The following is a 19,260-nucleotide window of genomic DNA, read 5'->3' as shown; positions in this document are numbered from 1 at the left end:
TCTATGTCAATCAATCCCCTTTCGTTGTAAGTTCGGGTGTGCTTTATCGCTGGTTTTGCTGACGTTCCTTTAAATAGGCCAAAAACGTCATCGCCGACATCGGCAGCAGCGCGGACCGCAACTGAATGGAATAAAAATTCCGTTTAAACGAGGCATCCGCAATATCAATCATTTTGACTAAACCGAGCGCGGTTTCATGCTTGACCGTTGAGGTCGACAGCATCGTAATGCCGAGCCCTTCCTCTACCGCCGATTTCACCGCTCCCGTGCTCCCAAGCTCCATGACCGTTTGGATGCTTTCGGGATCATACCCCCGCATAAGCAGCACATCCTCCATCACCTTCCGTGTGCCAGACCCCTTCTCGCGAAGCACAAACGGATACTTCAGCACGTCCTCCAAATATATCGCATCTTTCCTTATTGCTAAAGGATGGCCGGAAGGAACGATCAGTTTCAACTCATCCTCCATGACCGAATCGAGGACCATATCCGGATGCTCCACAGGTGCCTCGATCAGCCCAAAATTCAGTTGATGGCCGGCGATTTCCTCGAGGATCTGCGTGGTGTTCATCACTTTCAGCATAATGGATATATCCGGATACTCCCGGCCGAAGGGCCCCAGCAATCGGGGCAGCACGTATTCCCCGATGGTCAGGCTTGCCCCCAACTGCAGCCTTCCCTGAAGCTTATTAGAGAAAGCCGCCATCGCCGCGTCCGTTTCCTGCGACAGCTCCAGGCTCTTCCGGGCAAAAGGAAGCAGCGTCCTCCCGGCCTCGGATAATTCCATGCGCTTGGTGGAACGAATGAGGAGCTTTGTCCCAAAATACTCCTCGAGCGATTGTACCTGCATCGTCACAGCCGGCTGGCTCATATGAAGCGCCTGGGCAGCAGCGGAAAAACTCCCGCGCTCTGCTACCGTGTAAAAAATATGTAGCTGATGAAAGTTCATAACATTGGTTCCCCTCTCGCTGCCGCTTTTGTATTTATCATTGTAACGGATCGCGGCGGAGCATACAAAAAAGACATCCGCGCTTACGCTCGCATGCCATATGAAAACTCTATTTCTTTATTTACGTTTACGGCTGTTCTTAATCAGTGTCATGCGACGTGAATGGCGAAGCCATGAGTAATAAGACTTCAGGTCTCGAAGCTCAATGGTTTCTGACATACGTCCCAAAAAAGTTACAATAATCATCCGATGCAGCGGGTTGCCAATCAGATCACGTTCATGCTCCAGCTCCGAGAACTCCGCCACTACAACCAGGTCGTCGTCAATCAGATAGACATCCTGCTCGTTGCGGTAATACGGCACGATCCGGTCCTGCTTCAGGCACTCCCACATCCAAGTCCCGATTTCCTCATGGGACGTGTCGTTACCTTGAACCCGGTCCGTATAACGGCTCTTCGCATGATTGGTAATGACGATGTCGGCGACCTTTTTATCATTTAACGTAATATAAAACGGCTCATAGGTGCTCCACCGCTCAGTCCCTTTGTCGCGCATGGAATATCACTCTCCACCAAATGGGTCTTTGTATCTATGTATATATACCCAACATATTACATCATTCCACTGGCATTCACAAGATTGAAACCTCGCTTCTTGTGAACAATCACCGAAAATTTAGAAATATCTCTAGTTGTATCCTGTGCGTTGAGGCGCAGACGCCCGAATGGAATGATGGGTTTGATTAAAATGTAAATTGTACCTTACTTATACTATTTTATCAAACAAGATTCCGAATTATGCCAATCTATCGTCATCAATCCCTAATAAACTTTATAAGACCATGCCAACGCTCCAATTTTATACTTTCCGATAGCTTAAAAAAAGCGGCCCTGAGGGGGCCGCTTTACACTCTTCTCGCTAACTTATGCGATTTGCGTTAGATTCTCGATCAGGACATCATGCTAAGGTCCGTAAAACTTCGCTTTATCCGGCCCTTTGCTGCTGTACTCCGTCTTAATCTCATTCCGGTAGGAGCGCTCGATCTTACGAACGTAGGACAATCTCCGGATGTTCTTCATTGTTTCCTCGGCGCGGTCAGCATTGACGTACATGACAACATAATGCATGCGGCGTGATATATAGTGCACACTGCCGTATTTCTCCAAATTCCTTGCTGCCTTTACATCGCTGACCCATATAATAAAACCGGTCCGTTCAGCCAACATCCTAAGCTCCTCGCCTCACTTTCGTCTCTATCTCTAGTCTATGCCTATTATCCGCACGAACAAGCTCCGCCGCTGCCGCACCCCTTCTTGGGAAGAGGATCGTTGCCCGGAACCTTGATGCTCTCCGAAACCGAAAAAGCAATCTTCTCCGACATCGAATGCAGCAGATCGTCCAGATTCTTCTCCGCCTGCTTGAATCGGGCTACAGGCTCGAAAGCCTCAAGCTCGGCTTCCACTGCGGCTACTTCATCCTTGGCCGAATGGTAGTTCGGGTGAAAGTGACCGAACCGCTGAGTCTCTTCAAACAGCTCTTTCTTGGACTCAAGCTTTTTGATCAAAGCCTGAATCATAGGATCACCCTCAACTGCCTGCTTCCAATATAGATAATCCGCCACTTCGACGGAAGCATTAATCATGTCGCCTATTTCATAGGCATAGGTGAGCACCTCGGCCATATCGACCGTATTTATTTCCGATACGCTCATGAACTCATCCCGCTTTTCTATTAGTTTGGCCCACGCTTTGTTCGTGGACTCTTTCATCATAGCATAACGCTCGTATCTTAAGAAGGGGGAATTCATACGCTTTTACGGAATCACAAGCCGCATTTCCTTCCATTCCCCTTCGCCTAACTGCACCACGGTTTCCGTCATTTCGGAATCAGATTCGGAGTCCGGATCGTATAACGCCCCCGAAATTTTCCATGGCTGCCGCTCGAGCTGAAATGGAATAAACTCCATCCGGCTGCCTTCGACCGCAATCTCTAATTTGGCTGACAATTCAAGCGCCTGCTCCATCATTTGCTTGGCCGTCGAACCGTGATAAGAGCGCCAATCCCGTGTCCACATGATGGGAATCCGGTTCAAATCCGGAACGATTGACGTTATATCCGGAAGACTGTGGTCCAATTCAAGAACAAGCTCGCTGCGCGCAGGGCGAATCAAACTGCAGGATGGGCTGCCAGGATAACCCGGCATGGCGTAACGGTTATCTTCTTCATCACAAGCCCCGGGTTCGGTTTTATCTTTCGGAGCCGCACCGGTAAAGCGTAAAAGCTCTTCCTTACCCGTTCTTTCAGGCTCCTTGGCCCACTGATTTAAGGCAGCGTGCACGTTCTCCGGAATTCCCGCCGCAGCATACTCCGTAAAAAATGCCGTGATCGCTTCCAGACCCATTCCTGCTGTCGCTGCCTGAGCTACCGAATCCCTGGTCAGACGATAGACCGTCATTACGTCATCCGAGATGCGCTCCGTGCACAGGGCAGCCGTAAACTTGACCGTGTAAGACACGTCAGGCGGAATCAATATGTCAAAATCCGGCTGGATAAACAGCCCCGAAGATCCGGTGTTAGACTGGCTGCTTCCACTCAGCAAGGAGCAGGGATCCATACGCCACCGGAACAGGAATTGGCCATCGTGATCCATGCCAAGATCGGTGTAACCGCAGCCGGTTAATAAACGGAGCCATGAAGCTGCGTCCTCCGCGGACAATTCCCTTCCGCTACTTGGCTCCAAGTTCTGGGGCTCCTCGCCATATGCCAATGTGTGCTGAGCATAGTACCACATCCCGCCGATCCGTGATGAGTGACATATCCGCCATGTGAAATGCTGATACTCGGCCGAACTCGGAACATAGCGTTCCATCATGCGCAACAGAACCAATCGGTCCATCGCTTCGCGCGTGAGTGTAAGCCAATGGCGCAATGCGGTCATGTTCAGTCTAAGCTCCCCTTGCTCCAGGGCGACCAGATCAAACGAAAACAGCAAATCCAATACAACCGCAATATGTGGTGGGTAAACATCAGCGTGATCATATTGAAGTGCGAGCCCCTCAACATCGGATGGCGATAATTCCACCACGCTCCCCAGCTTCTGAATAAATTTTTTATGCAGAACCCCTTTAGCAGTCACAGCCACTCGGTTCTTAGCGACATATACGAGAACGTTGAACATATCGACTGCTATCCCGCTTCTTCCCTCCTGCTGGAGCTTCACGGCAGCTGCGGGAACGGAACCCGCCTTGAGATCGCCAAAGGCCTCCTGGAGAATCTGAAGCTTATCAAAAGGGATGAAATACATCCTCTCGCCCCAGCCCTGCTTCACCGCTTGAACCCATCGCTGCTGCCTCAAGGATAAGAAAGCGAGCTGCACTTCCACGCCGCTCAAGCGCCGAACGCGCAGCGAGCGAAGTTTGTCGTCATCAAATCGCTGCCCGGCAAAACGGCTCCAGATATGATGAAGGACCGACCGCTCCTTCGGAAGAAGCCGATCTAAGCTTATGGCATCCGCCACGTCCTGCTGTTCCATCATCTCCACGAGGCCTCCTTCCCGTCAGGAATCTGCAGGCGATGCCTATGCCGCATCGATGACATGTCAAGGAAGGCTGGGTGCTTCGCTTGAATCGCGTGATATTCATACCCCTGCTCAATCAGGAACAGCTGACGCCGGATCGCAAACATCTCCTCCCGGCTCTCCTCCGTTACCAATGCATAAAAATAAGCCCGGTTCTCCCCCTGCTTCGGCCGCAGCAAGCGTCCGAGACGCTGCGCCTCCTCCTGCCTAGAGCCGTAACTTCCCGATACCTCGATCGCCACGGAGGCATCGGGCAGGTCAACGGCGAAGTTAGCCACTTTCGAAACGACAAGTACACGGACGGTTCCTTCCCGGAAAGCCTTATACCATTCATTGCGCTGATCCTGCGTCATCTGCCCCGTAATGAGAGGGGCCTGCAGTTCCTCGGCAATGGCATGAAGCTGATCCAGGTATTGCCCAATAATCAGCGTCTGTGCATCCTTGTGGAAATCCACGAGTTGCCGAATCACGCGGAGCTTGGACGGATTTTCGGCAGCCAGCCGATACTGATCCCTTTTGCCCGCCGTCTCGCAGGCTGCTCTGATCTCATCCGGCAGCGGCACCTTAATCTCCGTACAGTCCACCGAAGCAATCCAGCCCTGCTCCTCCAGCCTTTTCCACGGCATTTCATATCGTTTGGGGCCGATCAGCGAGAACACGTCATGCTCCCTTCCATCCTCTCGAACCAGGGTGGCGGTCAGTCCGAGCCTGCGGGTCGCTTGAATATCAGCCGTCGCACGGAATACTGGGGCCGGAAGAAGATGAACCTCATCATAGATGATTAAGCCCCAGCGGCGTTCATTAAACAGCTTCATATGCTGCTGTTCATCCCCCTTGCCTTGTCGGTGGGTCAGGATGTGATAGGTGGCGACCGTTACCGGCCTCACCTCTTTGCGCTGACCGGAGTATTCACCGATCTCCTCCGCGGACAGCGAGGTTTTCTGCAGCAGCTCGGCGATCCACTGCCGTACAGACGTTGTGTTGGAAGTGAGGATCAGAGTCTCGCACTGCAGATCGCGCATCGCAGCGATGCCAATGACCGTTTTCCCGGCACCGCAAGGCAGGACAAGGACCCCGTTGCCGCCTTCACCGCCGACATCCCTGAAGGAATCGGCAGCCTTCCGCTGATAGTCGCGGAGCTGAAAGCGCTGATCGTTGGATCCGCCGTTGGAGTCTTCAAGACCCCCACTGTCCGATTTTTCACCACGCCAAAGAATGTTCAGATATTGCCCGTCCATATATCCCGCGTGGTCCAGCACAGGATAGCCGAGCCGGGTCAGCTCCTGCTTCAATAGGCCACGTCGGTCTGAAGGCACTTCTGCTTCCTTCGGCGAAATCAATCGAACGCCGATTTCCTTCAGGGAGCGATGGGATATCAGCTCCTGCATCAAGGCTTCCTCATGACTAGATAGCAGCAATGAGCTGTCAAGCGTGGGATGCGGGAGCAGCGACAGCTGTCCGTAACGCCCAACGAGCTGGCAAACCTTTTCGAGCAGAGCTGCCGGCACATCCCATCGTGACAGCGACCGAAGGCTCGAACAAATTGCCTCAGCCGTCATTCCCCCGGCAGCGGCGTTCCATAAGGATAACGGGGTGAGGCGATATGTATGAAAAGACGAAGGACTTTTGATCAAATCCGCATACTGGGCCAGTTGTACGCGTGCGATCTCAGCATCCGCATGAGCGGTTTCAAGCAATATGGTCCGATCCCGCTGGACGATGCATGGCTTGTTATGCACCCTATTCCCTCCTCGTAACGTTTGGTCATCTAAAAAAAAAGAAGCCCACATCCATGTCCATGGATCTGAACTTCCCCTATGATCTATAGGATTTCCAAATTACGAGCGTTCATGCGCGATGATTGCGATTTTCTTAAAGTCTAGTCCCCGTTCTGATAGCTCGACACCATCTCGACCAGCAGCTTCGCCCCATAACGCATGGCATCTTCATCAAAGTCGAACATCGGATGGTGGTGCGGATAGATTGCCGCCTTATCCGGGTTACCGGCTCCAACGAAAATGAAGCAGCCTGGAATTTCCTTCAAGTAGTATGCAAAATCCTCTGCCGGCATCAGTTTGGGTGACACCTTGACCTGATCCGCTTCGAATACCTTAGGGGCCGTACGGAAGAAGCGAGCGGTTTCGGTCTCATCATTCACCAAGGGTGGATAACCGACGAGATATCGAACCGCTGCTTTCGTGCCGTAGGTTTCCGAAACCGTCCGGGTCATATGCTCGATCCGCTCCCGTATTAGCGTCCGGGTAGGTTCGTCAAAGGTGCGTACCGTTCCCGTGATCCGGCAAGAGGAAGCAATGACGTTTTGCGCCGTTCCGGCTTGCATCGTTCCTACCGTAACCACGGCAGGCTGCAGCGGATCTACCGTGCGGCTTACAATGGTTTGAAGCTGCATGACCAGCGCTGCCCCCGCTACCAGGGCATCTGCTGTCACATGCGGCATACCGCCGTGTCCCCCGCGCCCCGTAATATCAATGAAAAACTCATCCGCAGCAGCCATCAGCGGACCTGGCGCGCTCGCTGCGGTTCCTACTGGAAACGGCGTCCATAAGTGGAGACCATAGACAACGTCGGCTCCGTCAAGCGCTCCATCCTTGATCATCTCTACCGCACCGCCGGGGCAGACTTCCTCCGCTGGCTGAAACATAAAACGAATCTCGCCCTCGACTTCTTCCGGGTACGTGCTGTAGTAAGCCGCAGCTCCCAGCAGCATGGAGGCATGCCCGTCATGCCCGCAAGCATGCATCACTCCTTGCACCTGCGATTTGTACTCGCAGCTCTTGCCGTCTTCAATCGGCAGCGCATCCATGTCGGAGCGCAACACAACGGTCTTGCCGGGTTTATCTCCTCTGAGAATTCCTATCACTCCATGACCGCCTACGCCTGTCTTGACCTCCAGACCAAGCTCCTGCAGCCGGGTTGCTATAAATGTCGAAGTTTCCTTCTCCTGGAACGAAAGTTCCGGGTGCATATGTAAATGACGCCGCCATTCCACCATCCGTGGATACCATTGTTCCCAAAATGCTTCCTTCATCAAGTTCCATCATCCTTCCCCGCTATATGCGGCTCAATCGATCGCAAGAAATCCGTGAAGCTTGCTCAGCAGCAGCCCGTGCCCAACCATGGCATCCATTCGGCCGCTTTCCTTCATCTTGCGATACACATCCCTGAGCGGGACCCACATAGCTCTAACATCTTCGTCCTCATCTTGATTCGACTCTTGGCTAACGGACACCTTCAAATCGTCGGTGAAATAATAATGAACGTTCCGGTTGGCCAGAGAAGCCATCGGATAAGCGCTGCCCATGTAGGACAAGTCCTTGCACAGCACACCTGCCTCTTCCTCAAGCTCCCGCTTCACGGCAAGCTTCCGTTCCTCACCGGGTTTCACCGTTCCGCCAGGAAGCTCCCAAGTGATCTCATCCACCGCTTCCCGGTGCTGGCATACCAAGAGCAGACATCCTTGATAAACGGCCACAACCGCTGCCGATTCCGGAATCCGGTCGATCACGACAATTTCCTTCTGCCCGTTCTCTTCCACTACATAATAATCCGTGCGGTAAACGACGCGGTTCATCGGCCATATCCACCCTTCGCTTGAATTGAAGTCCTATGAATATATAACCACCTGAATGGAAAGCGTACATTTCACAGCGTTTTCACTTGCTTTTATTTTAGCAGAAAAGAAGAATGCCTGTCGTTATCAAAAACTCATCTGGATAAAAGGTCTCAATTGAAGCGTGACGGGCGGTACAGGCTTGCACAAGTTCCTGAAACATACTATCATATTAAAGAACTTTGCAAGGACTATTAAGGGGGTTACGACCACATGATTTTCGAAAATACAGGCTTGGACGGATTGCACAGCGATTTAGCTTACCTCGATGAATGTGCCGAGAAAGTAGGCTTCATTCGTTGGCAGTGGGAATACTACCGCGCTACATATGACTTGAAAATCGAAGATAAAAAAAATCAGGCTGAATACTTCCTGCGCATTAACACCCGCGCTGTTGAAGGCAAGCTCGAAAAACCGGACACCATCCTCAAAATCGAAGCGGTATACCTGGGTAAAGCCACGTTCCCGCACGGACTCGAGTATGAATCCATGGCTCCACAGCCCGTTATGAATGTGGCCACCAAGAAGCTTCAAGAGCTCAAAGCTCTTCTGGAAGCGTAAGGTCGAACATTATGAATACGACCAAACCTCAGCCGAAGAGAGGGACGCCTGATTTTCAACTGCTGATCCTTACCTTGCTGTTGGTGGGATTCGGACTGATCATGGTGTTCAGTTCCAGCTCCAGCTTGGCCGTTTTCAATGAAAAATTCAATAACGATCCGCTGCATTTTACGAAGCGGCAAGTCGCGTTTGCCGTCCTTGGCACATTGGTTATGTTTGTTGCCATGAACATCAACTATAAAAAGTACAAGAAGCTATTCATACCGGTGTTTTTTCTAACCTTAATGCTGCTGATTCTTGTGGTGATCATCGGTTCCGCAACCAACGGAGCCACAAGCTGGTTTAACCTGGGGAAATTCGGCATCCAGCCAACCGAACTGGCCAAAATAGCGACCATTGTCTATCTGGCAGCGTTGATCACCAAAAAAGGGGAACGAATCCGTCAATGGAAGGGCGGTTTCTTCCCCGTACTCATTATTGTAGGGATCGTAGCGGGACTGATCATGCTTCAGCCGGACCTGGGCTCCTGTTTCATCCTCGTGGCTACCAGCGGGCTGCTGATCTATGCCGGCGGCGCCAGCCTCAAGCATATCCTCGGATGTATCTCGCTTGTCGCGCTTGGCCTAGTGCTCACACTGGGCGTCGGATCGCTCTTTAACTCCGGCGGAGATCAGGAAGAGGCTTCCAAGAACTATAAGATGGGCCGGATCGAGGCTTTCATGGACCCGTTCCACGATGAGTCGGACACGGGTTACAATCTGGTTCAATCGCTGATCGCCATCGGCCAGGGCGGTGTCACCGGAGCCGGTTACGGGGAGAGCGTGCAGAAGCTGCATTACCTGCCGAATCCTTATAACGACTTTATCTTTTCGGTCATCGGCGAAGAATTCGGTTTTATCGGAACCGCGATATTCCTCCTGCTCTACTTATATTTTATCCTGCGAGGGATCATTGTTTCGCTTCGCTGTTCGGATCCCTTCGGTACTTTGACCGGCGTCGGCATCATGGGACTGATCGCCATTCAGGCCTTCATCAATATCGGCGGGGTGACCAATACCATCCCGATAACGGGCGTTACCCTCCCGTTCATCAGTTATGGCGGATCCTCGCTGCTGGTCATGATGCTGAGTATGGGAATCGTGCTTAGCATATCCAGGGACAGCAACCGTCCGATGAAAGAGGAGCAGGTTAAATCCGTAATTAAAAAAGACTACCGGGCAATCCGGTAGTCTTTTTTTCGATTTTTTTCATAATTAGCGGGGCACGATCCCCTATGGTCGTCTTATTTGGCTCGAAGCTGAATATCGTCGATTTCATCGTCTTTAAACGCTACGCCTTCGACCTTCACGTTGACTTCAACCACACGAAGCCCTGTCATGCTCTCGACAGCTTCGCGGACATTCTGTTGAAGCATGCGGCACACTTCATGTATTGGTGTCTCATAGAGCACGATAATCCGCAGGTCGATCGCCGCTTCCAGCTGACCTACTTCCACGGTAACACCCTTTTGCACATTTTTGCCGCTCAGTCTCTTAGCCCAGCCCTCGGACAATCCACCGGACATGGCTGCAATACCTGGGGTTTCCAAGGCAGCCAATCCGGCAATTTTCGAGACGACATCATCCGATATTCGAATCAAACCGTTATCCAGTTGAAGTTGTTCCGTCATGCCATATCCTCCTTCACCTCATTATCCGTTATTGTAAATCGTAACGGACCCAAAAAGCAAATGCTCCCTTCAGAAAACAGGGATAATTTTTCGAAAAATTTGGGTATATTGTAGAAAGCGATGCGAGAATCGTCGTTTCCAATCGCAAGAACTCATCAGTACATAAACCATAAGGTAGGTGTCGGTTATGAAAAAATGGCTAAATCCCGCGCTTCTCATCTTCACTTTTTTACTGAGCGCGCTGGGACACTTTGCGAACTGGAACTTCACGCTCCAATTCATTTTGTCTTCTATTTCGGTTATTTTTGTCGCCGGTTTTCTAGGCAAAGCAACCGAAAGCGTTGCGCATTACGCGGGTCAACGACTCGGCGGATTCCTCAACGCTACCTTCGGTAACGCGGCAGAGCTGATCATCGCCATCCTGCTGATCAAGGAAGGCTTGTACGATATGGTGAAAGCAAGCATCACCGGCTCCATTATCGGCAACTTGCTGCTCGTTCTCGGGCTCAGCCTGTTTGCCGGGGGCCTCAAGTTTAAAATCCAGAAATATAATGTGACGCTGGCAGGTCTGAACGGATCCCTGATGACGCTGGCCATTATCGCGCTGTTCATCCCTGCGGTCTTTCTGAATACCCACTCCATTACGGAGGGTGAGACCAAGACGCTCAGCCTCATTGTAGCGGGAATTCTTATCGTGTCCTACATCGCATGGCTTGGATTCTCAATGATTACTCACAAAAATTATTTGGCGGATGTCAGCGACGATCACGACCAGGATGCGCTACCGCACGAGCACGGCCCCACCTGGTCCAAGAAACGCTCGATTCTGTATCTTGTCGTCGCCACCGTCATGGTCGCGTTTGTCAGCGAATGGCTTGTCGGGGTCCTTGAGCCTATCAGTCACGAGTATGGCCTCAGCGAGCTGTTTATCGGGGCCTTCCTGGTAGCGATTATCGGTAACGCCGCCGAACACAGTGCAGCCATCATGCTGGCGATGAAGAACAAAATCGGCGCCGCCGTTGAAATTGCCGTCGGCAGCAGCCTGCAGATCGCCCTGTTCGTCGCTCCCGTGCTCGTGTTCATCAGCTTCTTCCTCGGGGATACGATGGATCTCGTGTTCACCACGCTGGAACTGGTCGCCATCGGCGTCGCCGTATTCATTGCCAGATCCATTACGCAGGACGGTGCTTCCAACTGGTATGAAGGCCTTCTGCTGCTCGCCGTATACATCATACTGGGCGTCTCGTTCTTCCTCGTCTAAGCGTAGGAAACGATCCGCCCGCACAGCCGCATACATCGTGCGCGATGTGACCCTGATCCACAAGAAAAAAACGCATGCCGCCTGAGTGCGACATGCGTTTCTCTATGTATGCGCCTGTACGAGTACAGGCTATTTGGATTGATTCATGGCTTCGTACAGGACCGCCAGATTGCGTTCAAGCTTGCTGATCAGCTGCTTTCCCGTACTTTCCGGAAGAAGCCCGGCCCGCACCGCGAAATCAACCTCTTTTGAAAAACCGTACATTTGGGTATCCAGCACTTCCTCATAGAGAGGGCAATAACGGGTCGCCAGATTCTCCATCTGTACTTCAATAAGCTTTAGGATTTTATCTGCATCTTCATGAAGAAGACTGATCGCTTTGAGATTCAGCTGTTCCTGTAAATCAGATGAAGTCATGATCTTCCCCCCTATGTCAAAAATCACAGCACAGTTACTATCTTTAATATTAGTCGAAATCGTTTCTCAATACAAGGACCTGAACAAAATAGACCCCTTCTCTACGAAAAAACACCCTTCCATTGGATGGAAGGGCGTTTTTGGCGAATGTTATTCAGCCACGACGGATACATTCAAGCCATGCTTGGTGAATACGTCGATCATTGCTTTTTTAGCTTCATCGGCATCAGGACCATGTACATGCAGTTCATAGCTTTGGCTGTTGACAAGCGTTGTGAACAGACCCAGGATGCTCTTCACATCAATGTACTTGTTCTCCGCCTGTAAAACGATGGAGGATGAGAATTGGCTGGCGGTTTGCGAAATTTCTACGATAGATTGATTGTTATTGGACATACGAATCCCTCCGTAACTTTAGGATCTGAATAAAGCTCATCACTGCACCTTCATGATACATTGAATCCGTTTTCTTATGCAACATTTTTTCCAATCTATTTAAGATTTTCCGGATTTAACGCTGCCAGTTCTGGAATAACAAATATACCATCCTTGCGAATGAGACGGTCATCAAAGTAGATTTCCCCGCCGCCGTACTCCGGACGCTGGATCAGCACGAGATCCCAGTGAATCGAGGAACGATTGCCGTTGTCTGTTACATCATATGCTTGACCTGGCGTAAAATGCAGGCTTCCCGCGATTTTCTCGTCAAACAGAATATCTTTCATCGGTGTCAAAATGTACGGGTTGAAGCCGATGGCAAACTCGCCGATATATCTTGCACCTTCGTCCGCATCAAGGATCTCGTTCAGCCGCTTCGTGTCGCTGCCTGTTGCTTCGACGATTTTTCCGTTTTCAAAGCGGAATTTAATATTTTCGAAAGTGACGCCATTGTAAAGAGTCGGTGTATTGTAAGCGATCGTTCCGTTAACCGAATCACGAACAGGCGCTGTGTATACCTCGCCATCCGGAATGTTTTTCTGGCCGGAGCATTTCTCCGCGCCGATGTTCTTGATCGAGAAGCTGAGGTCCGTTCCCGGTCCCACGATGCGAACCTTGTCGGTATTTCTCATCAGCTCGGCCAAAGGATCCTGCGCGCGGTCCATTTTGGAGTAGTCCAGATTGCACACATCGAAGTAGAAATCCTCAAACGCCTCCGTGCTGGTGTTGGCAAGCTGCGCCATGCTGGCGTTCGGATAGCGGAGAACCACCCATTTCGTACGCTTGACACGCTCTTCGCTATGTACGGGATGCGAGTAAAGTGCATTGTACAGCTTCATGTTTTCCTCAGGCACGTCAGCCATATCGTTGACGTTCTCGCCTGCGCGGATACCGATGTAACAATCCATTTTCTTCATGCGCTCAAGATCCAGCTCAGCCCACAGCTCAAGCTGCTCCTTGTTTGCGTTCTTTAGCATTGCCCGTTGAACCGTGCGATCTGTCAATTGCACGAACGGGCGGCCGCCTTGATTCGAAACCTCCTCAATGATGGCATTCAGCAGATCGCGCTCCGATCCGATCATTTCAATGTGCACATTTTCGCCTGGCTGCATATCTACCGAATAGTTCACGAGATTTTGAGCCAGTTTTTGAATTCTGGGATCACGCATATGTCATATCCTCCTTATGATGACTGTTCCCCTACATATGAATTGAACAGCGGTAAATTTATAAATTATTGTAGCATGCAACCAACACGAAGTCAGCGTTCATCGTTAAAAAAATTTTCATGGCTGATCTTTCAATAACCGGTAAAAGTAACATCGGACAGCAGCGTTTCCGTGCGGGTTCTGCCCTGCTCGTCAACAAAAAACAACGTTCGTTCCATAGTCAGTCTGGTAGGAAGCTGTTTTTTTTTGTTAATCGTTACATGAGAGACCGAAACGGCATCCGCCTTGCTGAGCATGTTCTTCATTTCATTATAGTCTCGCTCCCAGACGGCCTTCAGTCGTTTACGAACCTTAGGATCTGCACTGTATAGCGGATCCCCTTTGCGTTCGATCCGCGCAGCCAGCGCCTTCATCTGCTCATCCAGCGATCCATAGACCATATTGGCTGCCGCCTCGGGTGACAGCTCGATTCGCAGCACCTTGGTTCCTCTTGCCGCCCCCAGTTCCTGGGTCACCGTCTTCTCCGACTTTCCGATATACTCCAGCAGTTCCAGCGGATTCAGGCGGGTGATCCACATTTCTTCGGCATGTTCCGATGACAGCGTGCTCCACTTGCCTTCTTTGCGCTTCAGTGCCACTGTAAGTCCATCTGATTTATATACCGAATCCGCTGATACCTTATCCTTCTGTATTGTTGTCCCTTTGTCCCTTGATGATAGTGTCAAATCCGTATGATGCTGCAGATTGCCTTCAAATGCCAAACTTTGCTGAAACGGTCCGTTTTCTCCGATCCGAATCGCTGCTTCTCCCCGAAAAGAGAAATTATCAACGCCCGACAGCCCCGACAGGGCACGGTTAAACGACTCTTCGGCAGACAACTGCTCCTGCCAGGCACATCCGGTTAGGCAAAAGACGAATAAAACCATTCCGATGACGCTCCGTGATCTTCTCATTCTCATAATCATCAGCCTCTCGTTGATCTTGCTCTTAGGCTATCCGCGGCCCCTTACATTATGCAGATTACAGAAAAAACCCTGCAGCCACTAAATAGCTGCAGGGTATTTAATCCAGTCCGATTTCAGCTTCCGCCCTCTCCACGACAATCCGGTTGCGGCCGCCATTCTTCGCTTCGTAAAGGGCCATATCCGCTCGATAGAAGAGAGACTCTACGCTGATCTTGTCATTGGTCCAGTTCCATTCGGAAATTCCGCAGGACACCGTTACGCGGGGATCGGTCTCTTCCGATACCCTTATGCGAATCCGTTCGGCGACCTGCATCGCCTGTTGAATGCCGAGTCCCGGCAAATACACGGCAAGCTCTTCACCGCCCCAGCGGGCTGGAATATCGCTGTGCCGTATCGTTGTCTTCACGATGCTGCTGACCTGCTTCAGAATTTTGTCCCCACGCTGGTGACCGAACGTATCATTGACCTGCTTGAATTCATCGATATCCACAACGATGAGAGAACCGCAAAAATCACGGTTCTGACATTCATGGATCATTTCGTCAAGATAATGTCTCGCATACAGTTCAGTCAGCATATCCCGGTTAGCCATTCTCCTCACTTCCGCATGCAGAAAAGCATTGCCGATAGCCAGACCAATATGGCTGGTCAGAGCTTGAAGCAGCCGATAGCTGTCATAGGAAAAATAATGCGGCTTCGCATGGGTGAGAAGAACAACGCCCCGTACTTCACCGTTAACGGTTAGCGGAGTAGCAATCATCGAGCTGGAATGGGTACTCTCCATCAGTCTGGATTCCGCCGGACGTTCTTCGTGATAGTCTGACAGGATGAGGGGCTCCTTCGAATGATAGACTAGGCCGCCCAAACCATAATCCTTCTCAAAGACCTCCTTGGAAAGCCACTCAGCGTTGCAGGATACCACTTCAAGACCGCCAAGCTCCTCGTTATAAATCAAAATGCAGCAGTAATCGGCTTCAAGAATCTTTAGCAGCTCATGGTTGGCAAATTGAAATATCTCCGCCAAATGCAGGCTTTTGTTCAACCGCTGTGTCAGTTCATTAATCATACGGAGCTCATGAATCATCAGATTGGACTGCTCGTACAATTTGGCATTCTCAAAGGCGGTGCCGGCAGCGTCGGCCATCATCCCGAGCAGCTCCAGATCCATATCGGGCAGCTCGGACTTGTCCACTTCCACATGGAGTACGCCATAAACGCCCTGCTTGCCTCCCATGGGAATCCCGATTTCCACGATCGAATCGGATTCCTCATGTTCATCAATCGTGAGGGTACCCTCCATGAATGTCCGCACATAAACCTCTTTCTGCCAATGATGAAGCAGCAGAGGACGTACAAGCGGATGTCCACTCTCATGGTCCTGAGACATAAACAATTCGACTTTGGCCTTGGGATACAGCGCCAGGACACTGTCGATAGCCTCCACCAGCACGCTGTCCACATCAATCTGGACATGCATCCGTTTGACATACTGAAACATGATGGAACGCCTGTGCACCTCACGCTCAGCTTGGGTGTGGACTTTCTCCAGATCATCAGCAAACACGTACTCCAGCTTCCGATAGAAGCAGGAACGAAACAATAAGGCGTATGTTTCTGTCAGCATAAGTGATTGTTCCGACTCCATTGCCTGCGAGGAAACACTGACCATCACCGCAAATACATCACCATGAATCCGAGTGAAGAGCGGGACAGCGCACAGCACGCTTCCCTCAAACGAACCCTTTCCCATTCCTTGGGCCGCTTCCTTGGAGTTCAAAGCAAGCGATAATGTCTCATCTTCACTTCCATTAAGGTATTCCGTTATATCGGAAGCCCCTGTCAGCCAAGCTCCCTCATGAGAAAGAAGGGCCCAGCTGAATTTCTTCATCGCCTGTGTGCCTGCGCTTTCTCTTAGCCACTCCAGATAGCTGTCTGATATGAGAGGCTGAATATAAGGGAAATCATGAGGTGTAATATCCAAGCTCTGAAGCCAAAAGCAAGGCTCGTTTCCAGGAATTGGCCCGGCATCATGAAACATAACTGCAGAACCGGGAGAGCTTTCATACACTTTCCGTTGATCTTCTGACATATTGGGCGCTCCTTTGCACCATTATAAAAGGCCTATCCAAGACTGGCGTTCCGATTCATAATGTAAGGATCCATTGGCTGCCGCATGAATGGCGGTAACCCAGCTGTTCAACATGTTGGGAAGGTGCTACTTAAACACCAGATAGGTGTTACAATATGTAACTAGATAAATGAGACTACTTAATCCAATACCATCTTACTCTTTTCTACCCATTTTTGCATTAAAATTTATGCGTTTTTCACAATAATTTTAGGTCCATGGACCTATCGACAAAATTAGACAAAATCCAAGTTATAGTAAGTTGCAGGTTGAACTTGACTTTATATCATTACTTCATATAATATTTATTGTTGAGTAAGAATGCAATGCATTCCATGAATTTGGGCGGGTTGTGTCACCCTCACGTTATTTGTTACTGACAGGACAGCGGCTGAACTTTCCTGGCAGATCTTCCGGCGATTTCGGTAGAGCAAACAAATACGGCGCAAATAGAGCCCTAATGAAACTTTAATTAAAAAGGAGTCTATATAACATGGCACGTTACACCGGTCCTAAATTTAAATTAAGCCGTCGTCTGGGAATCTCCCTGAGCGGTACAGGTAAAGAATTGGCTAAACGCCCTTTCCCTCCAGGTCAGCATGGTCCTAACCAACGGAGAAAAGTCAGCAACTATGGTATGCAGCTTCAAGAAAAGCAAAAGCTGCGTCACATGTACGGCTTGGGCGAGAAGCAATTTAAAACCCTGTTTAACAAAGCAACTGGCATGAAAGGTATCGCTGGTGAGAACTTTATGTTCCTGCTTGAGAGCCGTCTGGACAACCTGGTTTACCGTCTTGGCTTCAGCAACTCCCGTGCGGGTGCTCGCCAATTGGTAGCTCACGGTCACGTGACTGTGAACGGCAAGAAAGTCGATATCGCTTCTTACGCTGTAAGCACTGGCGATGTAATCGGTCTTCGTGAAAGAAGCCGCAGCCTTTCCTCCATCAAGGAAGCTTTGGCTAACCGTGTACATCTTCCAGCTTACCTCGAGTTTGATGAAGCAGCAATGGAAGGGAAATACATCCGTCTTCCAGAACGTTCCGAACTTTCCCAAGATATCGATGAGAAACAAATCGTCGAATTCTACAACCGTTAAGATTAACTCGGAACCTAAAAACCCTGAAGGCCTTGGCCTTCAGGGTTTTTGCTGTCTAATTGAATCCTCCCCAAGTTCAATAAGCTTAGGAAAGCCTCAGTCTGGCAAATTTACGCCTGCCCACTTGAACCACATCCCCATCCTGAGGGACGATCTCACCGTAAATGTCGCTGCATTTCTCTCCATTCCATTTTACAGCCCCCTGCTGGATGCTCCGTCTTGCCTCGCCATTGGAAGCGGCAAAACCGAGTAGTGTCAGCAGCTTGATAAGCATAATCTTTCCTTCCTTCAATTCTCCTTCGGGTACCATATAAACCTCAATGTCTTCAGGAAGTGCCTTCTGCTGGAATACGGTCACAAAATGCTGCTGTGCAGCATCCGCAGCCTCCCGCCCATGATACATGCGAACGAGTCTGTGCGAGAGACTCATCTTGGCATCCCGGGGATGGACGATTCCGTCCCGGAGCCCCTTCTCCAAGCTGGTTACCTCCTCACTCGCCATGTCCGTAGCCAAGCTAAAGTATTTGAGCATGAGCTCATCCGGAACGGACATGGACTTACCGTACATCTCATTCGGCTCTTCATCGATACCGATGTAATTGCCCAAGCTCTTACTCATCTTCTGTACGCCGTCGAGCCCTTCAATAAGCGGCATCGTGATTGCAACCTGAGGCTCTGAGCCATGCTCCTTCTGCAGGGTGCGTCCCATCAGCAAGTTAAACTTCTGATCCGTCCCACCAAGCTCGACATCGGTCTTAAGCGCCACAGAATCCATCCCCTGCATCAACGGGTAAAAAAATTCATGGATGCTGATCGGAAGCCCGCTCTGATACCGTTTTGTAAAATCATCGCGCTCGAGCATCCGTGCCACCGTAACCTTTGCCGATAAGCTGACCACATCGGCAAAAGTCATCGGCGCAAGCCACTCGGAGTTGTAATATACCTTCGTTTTTTCAGGATCCAATACCTTGTATATTTGTTTTTTGTACGTTTCCGCATGCCGTCTAACATCTTCTTCCGACAGCTGCTTACGCGTTTCGGATTTCCCTGTCGGATCTCCGATTCTGCCGGTAAAGTCCCCAATGATGAGCTGTACTTCATGTCCGAGCTCCTGGAACTGACGCAGCTTCTGCAGCACGACGGTATGCCCGACGTGAAGATCGGGCGCTGACGGGTCCATTCCCAGCTTCACGCGCAGCGGCTCGCCGGTTACAACCGATTTCATCACCTTCTGCCTCATCGCTTCTTCCGGGATGATCTCCACTGCTCCACGGGAGATCACCTCCATCTGCCGTTCCACCTCTTGCTGCTGAACGTTCGATATACCATCCCATTTCATGTTTCCGCACGCCTCCCTCTATTTATGAACGCAAAAAAGCTCCTACTCATCCCAAGGGAC

General features: G+C 50.6%; 19 protein-coding genes and 1 other annotated feature (1 of these 20 cut by a window edge). Of the genes, 4 read left to right on the top strand and 15 right to left on the bottom strand.

Annotated elements, in window-relative coordinates:
* Positions 1-43 precede the first annotated feature (43 nt).
* The 8 genes from AC0VZ8_RS10000 to AC0VZ8_RS09965 form a co-directional block, all read right to left on the bottom strand.
* Positions 44-949, bottom strand: coding sequence for a selenium metabolism-associated LysR family transcriptional regulator (locus AC0VZ8_RS10000; RefSeq protein WP_071223692.1), 906 nt, complete (start codon positions 947-949; stop codon positions 44-46).
* A gap of 117 nt (positions 950-1,066) precedes the next feature.
* Positions 1,067-1,504 carry a hypothetical protein gene (locus AC0VZ8_RS09995; RefSeq protein ID WP_071223691.1) on the bottom strand — a complete coding sequence of 146 codons (438 nt, stop codon included), beginning with the start codon at positions 1,502-1,504 and terminating at the stop codon, positions 1,067-1,069.
* A gap of 407 nt (positions 1,505-1,911) precedes the next feature.
* Positions 1,912-2,175: a YlbG family protein gene (locus AC0VZ8_RS09990; protein WP_006209210.1), complete on the bottom strand. Its 264-nt coding sequence runs from the start codon at positions 2,173-2,175 to the stop codon at positions 1,912-1,914.
* A 47-nt stretch (positions 2,176-2,222) separates the two neighbouring features.
* The gene (locus AC0VZ8_RS09985; RefSeq protein WP_071223946.1) at positions 2,223-2,660 is read right to left on the bottom strand and encodes a YlbF/YmcA family competence regulator; all 438 of its coding nucleotides are present in this window, start codon (positions 2,658-2,660) and stop codon (positions 2,223-2,225) included.
* Between the two features lie 102 nt (positions 2,661-2,762).
* On the bottom strand, positions 2,763-4,484 hold the full coding sequence (locus AC0VZ8_RS09980; RefSeq protein WP_475486745.1) for a helicase-associated domain-containing protein: 1,722 nt from the start codon (positions 4,482-4,484) through the stop codon (positions 2,763-2,765).
* Positions 4,481-6,265, bottom strand: a complete 1,785-nt coding sequence (locus tag AC0VZ8_RS09975; RefSeq protein WP_475486744.1) for a DNA repair helicase XPB — start codon at positions 6,263-6,265, stop codon at positions 4,481-4,483. Before AC0VZ8_RS09975 ends, AC0VZ8_RS09980 begins: the two co-directional genes overlap by 4 nt.
* A gap of 140 nt (positions 6,266-6,405) precedes the next feature.
* A complete protein-coding gene (locus tag AC0VZ8_RS09970; protein WP_475486743.1) occupies positions 6,406-7,575 on the bottom strand; it encodes a M20 family metallopeptidase in 1,170 nt (389 codons plus the stop codon).
* A gap of 33 nt (positions 7,576-7,608) precedes the next feature.
* Positions 7,609-8,118: an NUDIX hydrolase gene (locus AC0VZ8_RS09965; RefSeq protein ID WP_071223687.1), complete on the bottom strand. Its 510-nt coding sequence runs from the start codon at positions 8,116-8,118 to the stop codon at positions 7,609-7,611.
* A gap of 252 nt (positions 8,119-8,370) precedes the next feature.
* On the opposite strand from AC0VZ8_RS09965, the gene AC0VZ8_RS09960 reads away from it, so the two are divergent.
* Positions 8,371-8,718, top strand: coding sequence for a YugN family protein (locus AC0VZ8_RS09960; protein ID WP_009589628.1), 348 nt, complete (start codon positions 8,371-8,373; stop codon positions 8,716-8,718).
* Between the two features lie 11 nt (positions 8,719-8,729).
* Positions 8,730-9,947, top strand: a complete 1,218-nt coding sequence (gene ftsW / locus AC0VZ8_RS09955; RefSeq protein WP_194541738.1) for a putative lipid II flippase FtsW — start codon at positions 8,730-8,732, stop codon at positions 9,945-9,947.
* A 53-nt stretch (positions 9,948-10,000) separates the two neighbouring features.
* On the opposite strand, the gene AC0VZ8_RS09950 is transcribed toward ftsW, so the two are convergent.
* Entirely contained in the window at positions 10,001-10,387 is a 387-nt protein-coding gene (locus AC0VZ8_RS09950) for an Asp23/Gls24 family envelope stress response protein (protein ID WP_009589611.1), read from the bottom strand.
* Positions 10,388-10,574: 187 nt separating this feature from the next.
* Here AC0VZ8_RS09950 and cax point away from each other — a divergent pair, with 187 nt between their 5' ends.
* A complete protein-coding gene (gene cax / locus AC0VZ8_RS09945; protein WP_475486742.1) occupies positions 10,575-11,648 on the top strand; it encodes a calcium/proton exchanger in 1,074 nt (357 codons plus the stop codon).
* Positions 11,649-11,777: 129 nt separating this feature from the next.
* On the opposite strand, the gene AC0VZ8_RS09940 is transcribed toward cax, so the two are convergent.
* From AC0VZ8_RS09940 to AC0VZ8_RS09920, 5 genes are all read right to left on the bottom strand, one after another.
* Positions 11,778-12,065, bottom strand: a complete 288-nt coding sequence (locus tag AC0VZ8_RS09940; RefSeq protein WP_009589686.1) for an Fpa/YlaN family protein — start codon at positions 12,063-12,065, stop codon at positions 11,778-11,780.
* 150 nt (positions 12,066-12,215) lie between these two features.
* Positions 12,216-12,461, bottom strand: a complete 246-nt coding sequence (locus AC0VZ8_RS09935; protein WP_475486741.1) for an HPr family phosphocarrier protein — start codon at positions 12,459-12,461, stop codon at positions 12,216-12,218.
* A gap of 95 nt (positions 12,462-12,556) precedes the next feature.
* Positions 12,557-13,672, bottom strand: coding sequence for an aminopeptidase (locus tag AC0VZ8_RS09930; protein WP_475486740.1), 1,116 nt, complete (start codon positions 13,670-13,672; stop codon positions 12,557-12,559).
* Between the two features lie 131 nt (positions 13,673-13,803).
* On the bottom strand, positions 13,804-14,631 hold the full coding sequence (locus AC0VZ8_RS09925; RefSeq protein WP_475486739.1) for a hypothetical protein: 828 nt from the start codon (positions 14,629-14,631) through the stop codon (positions 13,804-13,806).
* A gap of 103 nt (positions 14,632-14,734) precedes the next feature.
* Complete coding sequence (locus tag AC0VZ8_RS09920) at positions 14,735-16,726, bottom strand: sensor domain-containing diguanylate cyclase (protein WP_475486738.1); 1,992 nt, start codon at positions 16,724-16,726, stop codon at positions 14,735-14,737.
* A gap of 532 nt (positions 16,727-17,258) precedes the next feature.
* Here AC0VZ8_RS09920 and rpsD point away from each other — a divergent pair.
* Positions 17,259-17,861: a 30S ribosomal protein S4 gene (rpsD, locus tag AC0VZ8_RS09915; protein ID WP_100536080.1), complete on the top strand. Its 603-nt coding sequence runs from the start codon at positions 17,259-17,261 to the stop codon at positions 17,859-17,861.
* Between the two features lie 85 nt (positions 17,862-17,946).
* On the opposite strand, the gene tyrS is transcribed toward rpsD, so the two are convergent.
* The gene (gene tyrS, locus AC0VZ8_RS09910) at positions 17,947-19,200 is read right to left on the bottom strand and encodes a tyrosine--tRNA ligase (RefSeq protein ID WP_475486737.1); all 1,254 of its coding nucleotides are present in this window, start codon (positions 19,198-19,200) and stop codon (positions 17,947-17,949) included.
* 51 nt (positions 19,201-19,251) lie between these two features.
* Positions 19,252-19,260: a binding site (T-box leader), on the bottom strand; it runs 250 nt beyond the window's last position.

The sequence above is a fragment of the Paenibacillus sp. QJM3NY_38 genome (assembly GCF_056173265.1).
The sequence above is the reverse complement of the archived record's forward strand: the minus strand, read 5'-3'. Positions and strand labels throughout refer to the sequence as shown.